We start from the raw sequence: 13,169 nt of genomic DNA, 5'->3' as shown, positions 1-13,169 counted from the left end.
TGGGCTCCTTGGAAAAGACGCTGGTGTCGGTCAGGGTCAGACGGTTGCGGGTTCGGTGGCGGCTTGCGTCACGCCTTCGGCCACCACGGGAATCGATACGGGCTTGCCACCCGTCCGTTCGCCGGGCGTCGCGGGCCGGATCTGGCCGCGCGTCTCGACGAATTCGATGGTCGTGTCCGGCGCGTCGCTGTTCACGAAGTGGCGGAAGCGCTTGCGCGTGTCGGGATCGGTGACGGCCTTCTTCCATTCGCACTCGTAGGTGTCGACCACGTGCTGCATGTCGGCCTCGAGTTCGGCGCCGATCCCGAGCTTGTCGTGCACGACGACGTCGGCCAGGTAGTCGAGGCCGCCTTCGAGGTTGTCGCGCCACACGCTGGTACGCTGCAGCCGGTCGGCCGTGCGCACGTAGAACATCAGGAAGCGGTCGATGTAGCGCATCAGCGTGGCGCGGTCGAGATCGGACGCGAGCAGTTCCGCGTGGCGCGGCTTCATCCCGCCGTTGCCGCACACGTACAGGTTCCAGCCCTTCTCGGTCGCGATGATGCCGACGTCCTTGCCCTGCGCTTCCGCGCACTCGCGCGTGCAGCCGGACACGCCGAACTTGATCTTGTGCGGCGCGCGCAGCCCCTTGTAGCGGTTCTCCAGGTCGATCGCGAGGCCGACCGAATCGTCGACGCCGTAGCGGCACCACGTCGACCCGACGCACGACTTCACGGTGCGCAGCGCCTTGCCGTATGCATGGCCCGATTCGAAACCGGCCGCGATCAGCTCCTCCCAGATCGACGGCAGCTGCTCGACGCGTGCGCCGAACAGGTCGACGCGCTGGCCGCCGGTGATCTTCGTGTAGAGCCCGTACTTCTGTGCGACCTGGCCCACCGCGATCAGGCCTTCCGGCGTGACTTCGCCGCCCGGCATGCGCGGCACGACCGAGTACGTGCCGTCGCGCTGGATGTTCGCGAGGTAGTAGTCGTTCGAATCCTGCAGGCCCGCGTGCTCCTTCTTCAGCACGAACTCGTTGAAGCACGACGCGAGAATGCCCGCCACCGCCGGCTTGCAGACGTCGCAGCCGAGGCCGTGGCCATGCTTCGCGAGCAGTTCGTCGAAGGTCGTGATGCGCTCGACGCGGATCAGGTGGAACAGCTCCTGGCGCGAATGCGGGAAGTGCTCGCAGAGATGGTTGTTGACCGCGAGGCCCTGCTTCTTCATCTCGGCCTTCATGATCTGCGTGACGAGCGGCACGCAGCCGCCGCACGACGTGCCAGCGCCCGTGCACGATTTCAGTGCGCCGAGGCTCGTCGCGCCGTCGGCGACCGCCGTGCAGATCTGCGACTTCGACACGTTGTTGCACGAGCAGATCTGGGCGGCCGCGGGCAGCGCCTCGACGCCGATCGCCGGCTTCGCGACGCCGTCCGACGACGGCAGGATCAGGAACTCCGGCGACTCCGGCAGCTCGATGCGGTTCAGCATCATCTGCAGCAGCGTGCCGTATTCGGCTGCATCGCCGACCATCACCGCGCCGTGCAGGAACTTGCCGCAGTCGGACACCACGAGCTTCTTGTAGACCTGGCGGCGCTCGTCCGCGTACTGGTAGGTGCGGCTGCCGGCCGTCGTGCCGTGCGCGTCGCCGATGCTCGCGACGTCCACGCCCATCAGCTTCAGCTTCGTGCTCATGTCGGCGCCCGCGAATGCGGCCCCGGCCTCGCCGTTCGCATCGCCGCCGAGCTGCTTCGCGACCACGCGAGCCATGTCGTAGCCGGGTGCGACGAGGCCGTACACCATGCCGTTCCAGGCTGCGCATTCGCCGATCGCGTAGATGTCGGCGTCGCTCGTGCGGCACGCGTCGTCGATCGCGACGCCGCCGCGCGGGCCGACGTCGAGCCCGCATGCGCGGGCCAGTTCGTCGCGGGCACGGATGCCGGCCGAGAATACGATCATGTCGGCGTCGAGGTGCGAGCCGTCCGCGAACGCCATCCGGTGCGTGCCTTCCTCACCATCGACGATTTCCAGCGTGTTCTTGCCCGTATGCACGGTCACGCCGAGCGCCTCGATCTTCGCGCGCAGCATCCGGCCGCCGCCGTCGTCGACCTGCACGGCCATCAGCCGCGGGGCGAATTCGACGACGTGCGTGTCGAGCCCCATGTCGCGCAGCGCCTTCGCGCATTCGAGGCCGAGCAGCCCGCCGCCGATCACGACGCCGCGCTTCGCGTGCACGCCGCACGCCTGCATCGCCTCGAGATCCTCGATCGTCCGGTACACGAAGCAGCCGTCACGATCGTGCCCCGGCATCGGCGGCACGAACGGGCGCGAGCCCGTCGCGAGCACCAGCTTGTCGTACGCGAGCGTTTCGCCGGACGCGAGCGTGACCGTATGCGCGGCGCGGTCGATCGACGCGACTTGCGCGTTCAGGCGCAGGTCGAACTGCGGATGACGCTCGAAGAAGCCGGGTTCGACGAGCGACAGGTCGTCCGCCGACTTGCCCGCGAAGAATTCGGACAGGTGCACGCGGTCGTACGCCGGGCGCGGTTCCTCGGCGAGCACGGTGACCTGCAGCGCGCCCGCGCTGCCCGCCTCCGCCGCGACGCATTCGAGGAGCTTGTGGCCGACCATGCCGTGGCCGATGACGATGAGTTTCATGGTGACGTTTCCTTCGGTCGATCAGTTCGCGACGGTGCTGGCAGCCAGCGCGCGATCGCGCAGCTCGGCTTCGCGTGCCTTGTGTTCTTCGCTGAAGCGCACGGCCATCGCGCACAGGGCGGTCGCGGTGACGGCCAGCCCGAGCAGGCTCAGCGTGTGCTGCACGTCGCCGACACCCTTCAGCAGGAAGCTCGCGGCCACCGCGCCGACGTTGCCGCCCGCGCCGACGATCCCCGCCACGCCGCCGAGTGCCTTGCGGTCGATGAACGGCACCAGCGCGTAGGTCGCGCCGCAGGCCATGTGCGTGAAGAGGCCGAACGTGAGCATTGCGACGAGTGCGATGCCGACGCTTTGCGCATGCGAGAACCAGATCAGCCCGAGCCCTTCGCCGACGATCAGCGCGCACAGCAGCGTCGCGCGAACGTCAAGGCTGCGGCGCGCGGCGATCTTGTCGGACAGCCAGCCGCCGAGCGCGCGGGCAAACAATGCGAGCAGCCCGAACAGGCCGACCGCGAAGCCGGCGTCCTTCAGCGACAGGCTGAAGTGATCGACGTAGTACAGCGCGGCGATGTTGTGGATGAACACCTCGACGCCGAAGCACGCGCCGTACGTGACGAACAGCATCCACACGCGATAGTTGCCGCAGGCCGCGACGAAGCTCGCCCAGCCGCCCTTCTTGCCGCTGTCGACCGTCACGCCTTCCTTGCGCAGCGCGATGATGTCGCCTTGCGGGCAGTCCTGCGTGAAGCGCCAGTACGCCCAGGCCATCACGAGCATCGCTGCGCCCGGCACGACCAGCGCGATGCGCCACGACGAATCCTCGCCGAAGCCGAGCATCAGGCCCGCGGCGACGAGCAGCGGCATCAGCGCCTGCGTCGCGCCGGCACCGGCGTTGCCCCAGCCGGCCGTCGTCGCGTTCGCGGTGCCGACCACGTTCGGCGCGAACATCACCGACGTGTGGTACTGCGTGATCACGAAGCCCGCGCCGATCGCACCGATGCCGAGCCGGCAGATCAGGAACGACAGGTAGTCATGCGTGAACGACACCGCGAACACGGGGATCGCGCCGAGCAGCAGCAGGCCGACATACACGCGGCGCGGGCCGAAGCGGTCGCACATGGGGCCGACCAGCAGCCGCACGGCGATCGTCGCGGCCACGGCCGCGATATTGATGTTGGCGACCTGTGCGGCCGTCAGGTGGAATTCGCGTGCGATCAACGGCATCAGCGGCGCGCACGCGAACCATGCGAAGAAACACACGAAGAACGCCATCCACGTCAGGTGGAACGCGCGCATCGGCGCGGTGCGGAAGCTGAAGAGATCGATACGGGTAGCTTTGTCGGTCATGTCATCCGCCAAACGAAAAACGGCGTCCTGCGCACCCGGTCTCGTCGAGACCCGATGCGTAGGACGCCGTTGCCCATGAAGCCCGTTGCCGGGCGCGTCTGTAATCGGTACTGCCGGACGAATCGCCGTTGATCCGCCCGAACCAGCTAACGCAAGCGCCGTGCCATGTCGTTGCGAATCGGGCCGACAGCCCCGCCGCGCAAGGCGCGTCGGGCGTTGTGCGACGCGCGGCGACACGCGGCACGCGATGCGCCGTGAGGCAGCAAAGCACAGATGTGGTGCGCTGCAGCACTGTCGCCGTGCGACATCGCGGTGCGCGCTGACGGGGCACGATGCACGCCGATGCGGCATTGCGGCTGCCCGCGCGCGGCGGCTGCATGGGCATGCGTGGCCATCGCGCGGCGCGATGCACGCTGTTCCCGCCGTGCCGGCACGACGTGTCATGCCGGTTGGCCCGGATATTGCTGAATCGGATGCATGACACCGGCAACGGCGCCGGTGGGCAGTCCCCGCAAACCATGCCCGTCATCCAGGCGGGCCGATCAGGACAACGGTGTCCCTCCGTGCGCGGCACGGCCGGATGCCGGTGCGTTTCGACCGCCCGCCGCCGCCGCGCAAGACAACGCGCTATCGACCGCCGCATGCAGGCGGCACAGGAACACGACATGACGACAGGCAAAGTCACGCTGTTGGGCGCCGGCCCCGGCGATCCCGATCTCCTCACGCTGAAGGCCGTGAAGGCGCTGGCCGCTGCCGACGTGCTGCTGCTCGACGATCTCGTCGCGCCCGGCATCGTCGAACTCGCGCCGCAGGCACGCGTGATCCGCGTCGGCAAGCGCGGCGGCTGCCGCTCCACGCCGCAGGCATTCATCGAGAAGCTGATGCGCCGCTACGCGCTGCGCGGCGCGCACGTGGTGCGCGTGAAAGGTGGCGATGCGCTGCTGTTCGGGCGTGCCGGCGAAGAACTCGCGACGCTGCGTGCCGCCGCGATTCCGGTCGAGATCGTCAACGGCATCTCGTCGGGCTTCGCAGCCGCCGCGAGCCTCGGCATCTCGCTCACGCACCGCGAGCATTGCCACGGCGTCACGTTCGTCACCGCGCATCGGCAAGACCACGGCGAACCCGACTGGGCGTGTCTGGCGGCGACCGGCACCACGCTCGCGATCTACATGGGAATGAGCCGAGTCGACAGCATTGCCGCCGGCCTGCTCACCGTGCTGCCGCCCTCGACGCCGGCCGCGGCCGTGCAATGGGCCGGCACGCCCGACGAACGCCGCTGGACCGGCACGCTCGGCGGTCTCGCGCGCGGCATCGACGAAGCGCGGCTCGGCAGCCCGGCGGTGATCCTCGTCGGCGGCGCGATCGGCGAAGCGGCCGTTCTGGACGTGCCGGACGCGGGCGCCGCGATCGAAACGGCCTTGTCCCGGGCCGCATAGCATGCGCGACACCACGCGGCACCGGCCGCCCACCTATCATGAAGACAGCGGCACCGGCCGCCGGGCCGCCGCGCGCGGCACCGACACGATGTCCGCGCGGGGCCGCCACCCCCGATCCGCACATCGCGCCACGATTTCGCCGCCGCCGTTCGCGTCATGAGTACGTCTGCTTCTTCCGCCCGCCTGCGCGTGCTGCTCGTCACCGACACCGACAAACCGATCGGCGAGCTCGGCGACGCGCTCGCGCACCTCGGCTACGAGATGCTGAACGACGTCGCGACGCCCGCGCGCCTGCCGGCAGCCGTCGAGGAGCAGCATCCCGACGTCGTGATCATCGATACCGATTCACCATCGCGCGACACGCTCGAGCAGCTCGCGGTGATGCACGCCACCGCCCCGCGCCCCGTGCTGATGTTCAGCCACGACTCGAACCAGTCGCTGATCCGCGCGGCAGTCGGCGCGGGCGTCAGCGCGTATCTCGTCGAAGGGCTGTCGGCCGAGCGCCTCGCCCCGATTCTCGAAGTCGCGCTTGCCCGCTTCTCGCACGACGACGCGCTGCGCCGCCGGCTGGCCGACGTCGAGCGCGAACTCGCGGAGCGCAAACTGATCGACCGCGCGAAGCGCCTGCTGATGGACCAGCGCAAGCTGTCCGAACACGACGCGTACGCGGCACTGCGCAAGCGCGCGATGGATCAGGGCCTGCGCATCGTCGACGTCGCGCGGCAACTGCTCGACGCGTCACCCCAGTCATGACCGCCATGGATACCTCAACTCCCGTCGCGCCGGAACGCGCGCATCTTCGTCTCGGGTTCGTCGCGCTGAGCGATGCGGCCCCGCTGATCGTCGCTCAACGCCTGAACCTCGGCGCACGGCACGGCCTCACGCTCGAACTCAGCCGCCAGCCGTCGTGGGCCACCGTCCGCGACAAGCTGCTGAGCGGCGAGCTCGACGCCGCGCATGCGCTGTACGGGCTCGTCTGCGGGCTGCAGCTCGGGATCGGCGGCCCGCAGGCCGACATGGCCGCGCTGATGGTGCTGAACCGCAACGGCCAGGCGATCTCGTTGTCGCGCGGCCTCGCCGACGCGTATCGCAACAGCGGCAGCGTGCGCGACGCGTTCGCGACGCTCGGCCGCAAGCCGCTCCTCGCGCAGACATTCCCGACCGGCACGCACGCAATGTGGCTGAACCACTGGCTCGCGTCGCACGACGTCGATCCGCTGCGCGACGTGCGCAGCGTCGTGATCCCGCCGCCCGAGATGGTGGCCGCGCTCGCCAGCGGCGAACTCGACGGCTTCTGCGCCGGCGAGCCGTGGCATGCGGTGGCGGAAGCCTGCGGCGCGGGGCGCACCGTTGCCGTCACGAGCGAGATCTGGCCCGATCATCCGGAGAAGGTGCTCGCGACCCGGCGCGATTTCGTCGCGCTGTATCCGGCCACTGCCCGTGCGCTGATCCGCACGCTCGTCGATGCCTGCGCATGGCTCGACAACGCCACGCACCGTCGCGAGACGGCCGACTGGCTCGCGTCGCCCGACGCGCTCGGCGTGCCGGCCCGGCTGATCGCACCGCGCCTGCTCGGCGACTACGGATCGGGACCGTTCGCCGTGCCGCCGCTGCCGATCCGCTTCCACGACGGCGGCGCCGTGAACCGCCCCGATCCGCGCGAAGGCGAGTGGTTCCTGTCTCAATACCGGCGCTGGGGCATGCTCGACGGTTCGCACGACGACGCGGGGATCGCCCGAGCGATCGCGCAAACCGCGTTGTATGATGCTGCCGTCGCCGAAAGCGGCGCACCGGGCCTGTCGCAGGCGTGATGCGCACCGCGTGATGCAGGCGGCGCGCGCTCCCGCGCCACGCCTGTCCGGGCCGCCTGTCGGCGCCCGGCACGCATCCCCGGGTGACGCCGCATGACCACTCCGTCCCCGATCAGATTCGATGCCGAAACCATCGCGCGCGCCGCTCGACGTGCTGCTCACTGAAATCCGCGCGTGCCGTGCCTGCGAAGCCGACCTGCCGCTCGGCCCGCGCCCCGTCGTGCGTGCCCATCGCGACGCGCGCATCCTGATCGTCGGGCAGGCGCCGGGCGCACGCGTCCATGCGAGCGGCATCCCGTGGGACGATGCGAGCGGCCAGCGGCTGCGCGGCTGGCTCGACGTCGACGCCGACACGTTCTACGACGAGACGCGCTTCGCGATCGTGCCGATGGGCTTCTGCTACCCGGGCCGCGGCGCGAGCGGCGACAACCCGCCGCGCCCCGAATGCGCGCCACTGTGGATCGACCGGTTGCTCGCCGAGCTGCCGTCGATCCGGCTCACGCTGCTGATCGGCCAGTATGCGCAGCGGCATTTCCTGCGCGACACCCGCAAGGCCACGCTGACCGACACCGTGCACGCCTGGCGCGACTATGGCCCCGACGTGCTGCCGCTGCCGCATCCGTCACCGCGCAACCAGGCGTGGTTCAAGCACCACCCGTGGTTCGACGCCGGCGTCGTGCCCGAGCTGCGGCGCCGGGTCGCGCCGCTGGTCGCCCGGTAAACACAACCGCTGCCAAGTCGCGACGCTTCGCGACACCCCCGTTATCCGGATCGAATCAAGAATGAACGACACCCCCACCGACCTCGACTTTGCCTGCAACGGCTGCGGCGGATGCTGCCGCAACCTGCGCATTCCGCTGACGATCGACGAGGCCACGGCGTGGCTGCAGCGCGGCGGCCACGTGGAGCTGCTGTGCGATGCGATGCCGTGGCTCGTCGAGCCCGAGCCCGACAACGCGTTCGCCGCGTACAAGCGCGTGCGCTCGAGCGCCGCGCTCAGCGGCTCGCTGCCCGTCCGCATCACCGTCATGCTCACCGCGACCCATGCCGGGCCGTGCCCGAACCTGCTCGACGACCTGCGGTGCGCGATCTACGACGAGCGCCCGCTCGTGTGCCGGATCTATCCGGCCGAAGTGAATCCGTTCGTGCCGCTGGTGCCGGGCGGCAAGCAATGCACGCCCGACGCGTGGCAGCAGGCACCGTTCGTCCGCGGCGGCACGATCGTCGACGCGGACACCCGCGAGAACATCGCGCGCTCGCGTGCGGCGAGCGAAGCCGAGACGCCGCTGCGGGCACAGTTGTGTACGGTGCTGGGGATCGATACGGCGGCCGTGGCCAACGAAGGGTTCGCGGTCCACACGCCGCCGGCCGCCACGCTGCTCTCCGCACTGACGGCGCTGCGCGCATCGGAGCCGGCACCGGCCAGCGCCGACGACGCCATCGCGTGGACGCTCGTGTCGAACCGTACGTCGACGGTAGATGCGCTCGTGTCGGTCGGCGCGGCGAGCCAGCGTGCCGGCAGCGGCAGCCCGCACGCCGGTTATCTCGGCTTCCACCCGGACGAATGATCGCCGCGCGGCACGCCGCGAGCGACACCGGGCAAAGACGCACGGCCGCACAGATCGCCGTCGCGCCCGGTTCGCTGTACCATCGCGGCTCAACCGCATCACGAACAGCAGAATCCTTCATGCCCTCCACCGCCCCGCCGCGCCTGTACGGGATGCCCGAACGCAGCGACCGGCTCGATTTCTACATCCGCGACCAGGCGTCGCGCCAGGCAATCACCGAGCCGCACCGGCACGCGTATTTCCAGATCCAGTTCAATCTCGGCGGCGACACCGAGCAGCGGATCGGCGGCGTCACGCGGCCGTTTCCGCGCGGCGCGCTCGCGTTCGTGCTGCCGCACCGCGAGCACCTGATCCCGCATCCGGAAGGCGCTCACTTCATCGTGATCAACTTCAGCCAGGCGTTCCTGCGTGCCGATCTCGACGTCGACCCGCTCGATCTCGAGGACGTACCCGCGCACCGCTTTCCCGAGCTGACGCCGTTCCGCTTCCAGGAACATCTCGACTTCATCCTGACCGGCGACACCTACGAAGAAGCTCGCCGCCTCGCGCTGTGCATGCTCGACACCGATCGCGTGCGCACGTTCGGCTCGACCACGCTGCTGCGCGGCTACCTGCTGCAACTGATCGGGCTCGTCTGCACGCAGTACGCGGGTGCGCTCGACAAGCTCGCGCAGCGCGGCGCCCAGCGGGCGGGCCGGCGCGACGCGCTCGCGCGCGTGCTGCGCCACGTGCGCGCCAACCTGACCCGCGAGGACCTGACGCTCGCCGCGACCGCCGAGGCCGCGTTCCTGTCGCCCAACTACCTCGCGCACCTGGTCCGCAAGGAAACCGGCAGCACCTTCACCGATCTCGTGACCGAGCGCCGGATCGCGCTCGCGCAGTCGCTGCTGGCGCACACGAGCCGGCGCATCGCGGACATCGCGCGCTCGGTCGGTTTCCGTGACGAAGGGTATTTCGCGCGGCGCTTCCGCGCGCGGGTCGGCGTGTCGCCGAAGGCGTACCGCGACGCGAATGCCGCGCTGCCGGACGGCGACGACGCACCGGCGGCGGCCGACGCGTAGTTTTGTCCCGGTAAAACGCAGTTGCGTCGCATCCGGCCGCGCGGGCGTCGGGTATCGTTGCACGCATGCCGGCCCGTGCACCGTACGGGCGCGGCATCCGTCTTCCCACCGAACGAGGCCATCCGATGTCCGCTTATGTCATCGACGCTGCCGAGCGTCCTTCCGTCGAAGTCGACCAGTCGTCCGCGCGCTTTCCGGTGCGCCGCGTCTTCTGCGTCGGCCGCAACTACGCCGACCACGCGCGCGAAATGGGCGCCGATCCCGACCGCGAACCGCCGTTCTTCTTCACGAAGCCGGCCGACGCGATCGTCCCGGCCAGCGGCACCGTCGCCTATCCGCCGCTGACGAACGACCTCCACCACGAAATCGAGCTGGTCGTCGCGATCGGCAAGGACGGCCGGTCGATCGACCCGGCCGACGCGCTGTCGCACGTGTGGGGCTACGGCGTCGGTGTCGACCTCACGCGCCGCGATCTGCAAGCCGAAGCGAAGAAGCTGAGCCGTCCGTGGGACTGGGCGAAGGGCTTCGACGCATCGGGCCCCGTGACCGCACTGCGCGCGGCAGCGGCCACCGGCCACCCGGCGACGGGCCGCATCTGGCTGGCAGTGAACGGCGACACGCGCCAGCAAGGCGACCTGGCCGACATGATCTGGGCCGTGCCCGACGTCATCGCGTATGTGTCGCGCTCGGTCGAGCTGAAGGCCGGCGATTTGATCTTCACGGGCACGCCGGCCGGCGTCGGTGCGCTGCAGCCCGGTGACCGCGTCACGGGCGGCGTCGACGGTGTCGCGACGTTCGAGTTCGTCGTGGGCGTGAAGCCGTAAGCCGTCACGCAGCACGCATGGCGGCCGCCTGGGCGGGGCCGCCGTGCGATATCCCGATATCGGTCAGTCGTAGCGGCGCAGGAATGCGTCGGCCACGGCCGGCGGATTCAGCACATTCGCCGATTCGTTTTCCAGCGCCTCGGCAGCATCGTCGTCGCTGATCGACACGAACAGCGTGATCGCCGCCCTTTCGTCGCCCGTGCCGAACAGGCCCTCACGGTCGAGCAGGCGCAACGCCCCGATCATGTCGGCGTGCAGTTGCCGCGAAAATTCCGGGAATCTCGACCGGACAAACTGCGGGCTCAGCACGTCATCGGCGAGCTTGCCGCAGATCGCATTGAACGGCGACGCTTCCGCCGCCGCATACGCCCATTCGGAAAAGCCCCACGCATACCACGGGTCGTCGTCCGGGACAGCCGGTTGCTCGCGGATCCGGCGCAGCCCCTCGACCGAATTCGCCGCCGGCACCACCGTCATCGCGCCGCTGTCGGTATACAGCGCGAACGCGTAGAAATGCTCGTCCGGGTGCTGCGCCCGCAGCGCGCTAAATGTCGCCCTCGCGGCGTCGGCAATTTCTCGCTGAAAATCAGAAAAGTCGCTCATCCCCCCTCGTCCAGTCGCCCTGCGCGCGTCGGAGCGTGCCCGGCGCGCGGAGGGTTCGTCGTCTCCCGATATTCGGCCGATTGTCCGCCAATCGCCCGCGGCACGGTAGCGTGCCGGGTTCCGCTCGCCTGCGTTCACCGCCTCGCGTCCCGCGCATCGAACACCCGCACGCAGACGGCCGCCGCCAGCGCGATCGCGGCCGACAGCAGCATCATCGCCAGCGGCGCATAGCGCGCGTTACCGGGTGTCAGCACCGCACCCATCAGCGACGAAAGCGCGGCGCCACCGGCGATCGTCATCGCACCGGCCAGCCCCGACGCGCTGCCCGCCAATTCCGGGCGCACCGACACCGCGCCTGCATGCGCGCCCGGATTGGACAACCCGTTGCCGATGCCGACCAGCACGCACGGCCCGAACCATGCGATCGCATGCGTCGCGCCGCCGAACATCAGCGCGAGGCCGATCAACGGCCCCGCACACGCGACGATCCGTCCGCACAGGATCGTCGTGGCCAGCGCGTAGCGGCGCGCGTAACGCGCAGCCAGGAAGCTGCCGCACACGAAGCCGGCCGTGATGGTGCCCATATGGAAGCCGATCTCCGCGGGCGCGATGCCGAACACCGTCTGCGCGGCGAGCGGCGCGCCGGCCAGGAACGCGTAGAACGAGCCGGTCGAAAACGCCATGCAGAGCGCGTAGGCCCAGAAACGGCGCGCACGAAGCAGCGCCGGATATGCGCGAAGCTGCTGCCCGAGGCTCGACGACCGCTTCGTATGGGTTTCGACGAGATCGAACGCACACCAGACGAACAGCGCGATGCCCGCCGCGCCGAGCAGCCAGAAGCTCGCGCGCCAGCCCGCCGTCTGGTCGAGCACGCCACCGAGCGTCGGGCCAAGCATCGGCGCGAACGCGGCCGCCATCGCCGCGTAGCCGATCCGGCTCGCCGCGCGCGCACCGCCGCCGGTGTCCCGGATCGTCGCCATCGACACCGGATAGACCGACGTGATCGCCGCCTGCATCAGCCTGCATGCCAGGAATGCACGAATATCGGTCGCCATCACGCAGCCGAGCGAGCCGAGCGCGAACACGCCGACGCTCGCCAGCACGACCGGCCGCCGCCCAAACCGGTCCGACAGCGGCCCCATCACGAACTCGAGCGACGCGGCCACCGCCGCATAACCGCCGAGCGACAGCGCGACGAGCGCATAGTCGGCGCGCAGGTCGCGCGCGATGGCCGGCAGCGACGGCAGGAACAGGCTCAGCGGCAGCACCGAGCACGCGCACAGCAGGATCAGTGTCGCGTGTCTCGGCGACGCCCGTTCGGAAGCGATCGGCAGGTTCGATTGCAAGCGTGTGCCCTCCACGCACGTGCCGCCCGGCCGTGCGCAATGCAAAAAAAAGCCCCCGAACGAGTCGGGGGCGCATGGGTGCCGGCGCGGTGCCGCTACCGGACCCTGCGCCTGTGGACGACTACGATGATGAATGCTGCTTTCATGCCGGATGGCTCCTGGTTGCCTGGCTGACTGCGTGCGATACCGGACGATGGTAGGTGGACGATACCGGCCGCGTCAACGCCCTAACGCGCACGCACCGACACGAACTTCCGCGCGTTGTTGCGCTGGATCAGCACCGCGATCACGCTGCCGCCGTTCGCTTCGAGCGCCGGTATGTCGTCCGGCGTCTCCAGCAGCGTGTCGTTGAGCTCCAGCACGACATCGCCCGGCTGGATGCCGGCCTTGGCTGCCGGGCCGTGCACCGCGTCCACCATCATCCCGACCGCGAGCCCCGTGGAACGGCGCTCGTCGTCGGTCAGCGCGTGCATCGTCAGCCCGAGGCGGTCGCCGCCGTCGCCCGCGCCGGGCCCCGGCGCCGGTCGTGCAGCCGCCGA

At 69.8% G+C, this 13,169-nt stretch carries 12 protein-coding genes; 7 read left to right on the top strand and 5 right to left on the bottom strand.

Features of this window, described 5'->3' with window-relative positions; translation table 11 throughout:
* Positions 1-36: 36 nt before the first annotated feature.
* A complete protein-coding gene (nirB, locus tag G3O06_RS18310) occupies positions 37-2,634 on the bottom strand; it encodes a nitrite reductase large subunit NirB (RefSeq protein WP_205817028.1) in 2,598 nt (865 codons plus the stop codon).
* Between the two features lie 21 nt (positions 2,635-2,655).
* Positions 2,656-3,981 (bottom strand): MFS transporter, encoded by a 1,326-nt coding sequence (locus G3O06_RS18305; RefSeq protein WP_174982394.1) that lies wholly within the window; start codon positions 3,979-3,981, stop codon positions 2,656-2,658.
* A 665-nt stretch (positions 3,982-4,646) separates the two neighbouring features.
* Here G3O06_RS18305 and cobA point away from each other — a divergent pair.
* The 7 genes from cobA to G3O06_RS18270 all read left to right on the top strand — a co-directional run bounded on the left by cobA (position 4,647) and on the right by G3O06_RS18270 (position 10,681).
* Positions 4,647-5,417, top strand: a complete 771-nt coding sequence (cobA, locus tag G3O06_RS18300; protein WP_205817027.1) for a uroporphyrinogen-III C-methyltransferase — start codon at positions 4,647-4,649, stop codon at positions 5,415-5,417.
* Positions 5,418-5,573: 156 nt separating this feature from the next.
* Complete coding sequence (locus G3O06_RS18295; protein WP_174915449.1) at positions 5,574-6,170, top strand: ANTAR domain-containing protein; 597 nt, start codon at positions 5,574-5,576, stop codon at positions 6,168-6,170.
* Between the two features lie 5 nt (positions 6,171-6,175).
* Entirely contained in the window at positions 6,176-7,228 is a 1,053-nt protein-coding gene (locus tag G3O06_RS18290; protein ID WP_174973970.1) for a CmpA/NrtA family ABC transporter substrate-binding protein, read from the top strand.
* Between the two features lie 121 nt (positions 7,229-7,349).
* Entirely contained in the window at positions 7,350-7,949 is a 600-nt protein-coding gene (locus tag G3O06_RS18285) for a uracil-DNA glycosylase family protein (protein ID WP_205817026.1), read from the top strand.
* A gap of 61 nt (positions 7,950-8,010) precedes the next feature.
* Positions 8,011-8,796 carry a YkgJ family cysteine cluster protein gene (locus G3O06_RS18280; protein ID WP_205817025.1) on the top strand — a complete coding sequence of 262 codons (786 nt, stop codon included), beginning with the start codon at positions 8,011-8,013 and terminating at the stop codon, positions 8,794-8,796.
* Between the two features lie 119 nt (positions 8,797-8,915).
* Complete coding sequence (locus tag G3O06_RS18275; RefSeq protein ID WP_089442303.1) at positions 8,916-9,857, top strand: helix-turn-helix transcriptional regulator; 942 nt, start codon at positions 8,916-8,918, stop codon at positions 9,855-9,857.
* 125 nt (positions 9,858-9,982) lie between these two features.
* On the top strand, positions 9,983-10,681 hold the full coding sequence (locus tag G3O06_RS18270) for a fumarylacetoacetate hydrolase family protein (RefSeq protein WP_205817024.1): 699 nt from the start codon (positions 9,983-9,985) through the stop codon (positions 10,679-10,681).
* 63 nt (positions 10,682-10,744) lie between these two features.
* Here the strand turns inward: G3O06_RS18270 and G3O06_RS18265 are convergent, their stop codons facing one another.
* From G3O06_RS18265 to G3O06_RS18255, 3 genes are all read right to left on the bottom strand, one after another.
* Positions 10,745-11,284 carry a DUF4303 domain-containing protein gene (locus G3O06_RS18265; protein WP_205817023.1) on the bottom strand — a complete coding sequence of 180 codons (540 nt, stop codon included), beginning with the start codon at positions 11,282-11,284 and terminating at the stop codon, positions 10,745-10,747.
* 134 nt (positions 11,285-11,418) lie between these two features.
* Positions 11,419-12,630, bottom strand: a complete 1,212-nt coding sequence (locus tag G3O06_RS18260; protein WP_205817022.1) for an MFS transporter — start codon at positions 12,628-12,630, stop codon at positions 11,419-11,421.
* Positions 12,631-12,857: 227 nt separating this feature from the next.
* The coding region (locus G3O06_RS18255) for a PDZ domain-containing protein (RefSeq protein ID WP_205817021.1) at positions 12,858-13,169 on the bottom strand (312 nt) is incomplete at its 5' end.

This window comes from Burkholderia sp. Ac-20345 (assembly GCF_017104825.1).
In the GTDB taxonomy this organism is placed as follows: domain Bacteria; phylum Pseudomonadota; class Gammaproteobacteria; order Burkholderiales; family Burkholderiaceae; genus Burkholderia; species Burkholderia lata_B.
This window is presented reverse-complemented; position numbering and strand designations above follow the sequence as displayed.

What these genes read in the sequence shown, in the direction of transcription:
- nirB (WP_205817028.1), bottom strand. Translation starts at nt 2,634, where the DNA reads ATGAAACTCATCGTCATCGGCCACGGCATGGTCGGCCACAAGCTCCTC.
- G3O06_RS18305 (WP_174982394.1), bottom strand. Translation starts at nt 3,981, where the DNA reads ATGACCGACAAAGCTACCCGTATCGATCTCTTCAGCTTCCGCACCGCG.
- cobA (WP_205817027.1), top strand. Translation starts at nt 4,647, where the DNA reads ATGACGACAGGCAAAGTCACGCTGTTGGGCGCCGGCCCCGGCGATCCC.
- G3O06_RS18295 (WP_174915449.1), top strand. Translation starts at nt 5,574, where the DNA reads ATGAGTACGTCTGCTTCTTCCGCCCGCCTGCGCGTGCTGCTCGTCACC.
- G3O06_RS18290 (WP_174973970.1), top strand. Translation starts at nt 6,176, where the DNA reads ATGGATACCTCAACTCCCGTCGCGCCGGAACGCGCGCATCTTCGTCTC.
- G3O06_RS18285 (WP_205817026.1), top strand. Translation starts at nt 7,350, where the DNA reads ATGCCGAAACCATCGCGCGCGCCGCTCGACGTGCTGCTCACTGAAATC.
- G3O06_RS18280 (WP_205817025.1), top strand. Translation starts at nt 8,011, where the DNA reads ATGAACGACACCCCCACCGACCTCGACTTTGCCTGCAACGGCTGCGGC.
- G3O06_RS18275 (WP_089442303.1), top strand. Translation starts at nt 8,916, where the DNA reads ATGCCCTCCACCGCCCCGCCGCGCCTGTACGGGATGCCCGAACGCAGC.
- G3O06_RS18270 (WP_205817024.1), top strand. Translation starts at nt 9,983, where the DNA reads ATGTCCGCTTATGTCATCGACGCTGCCGAGCGTCCTTCCGTCGAAGTC.
- G3O06_RS18265 (WP_205817023.1), bottom strand. Translation starts at nt 11,284, where the DNA reads ATGAGCGACTTTTCTGATTTTCAGCGAGAAATTGCCGACGCCGCGAGG.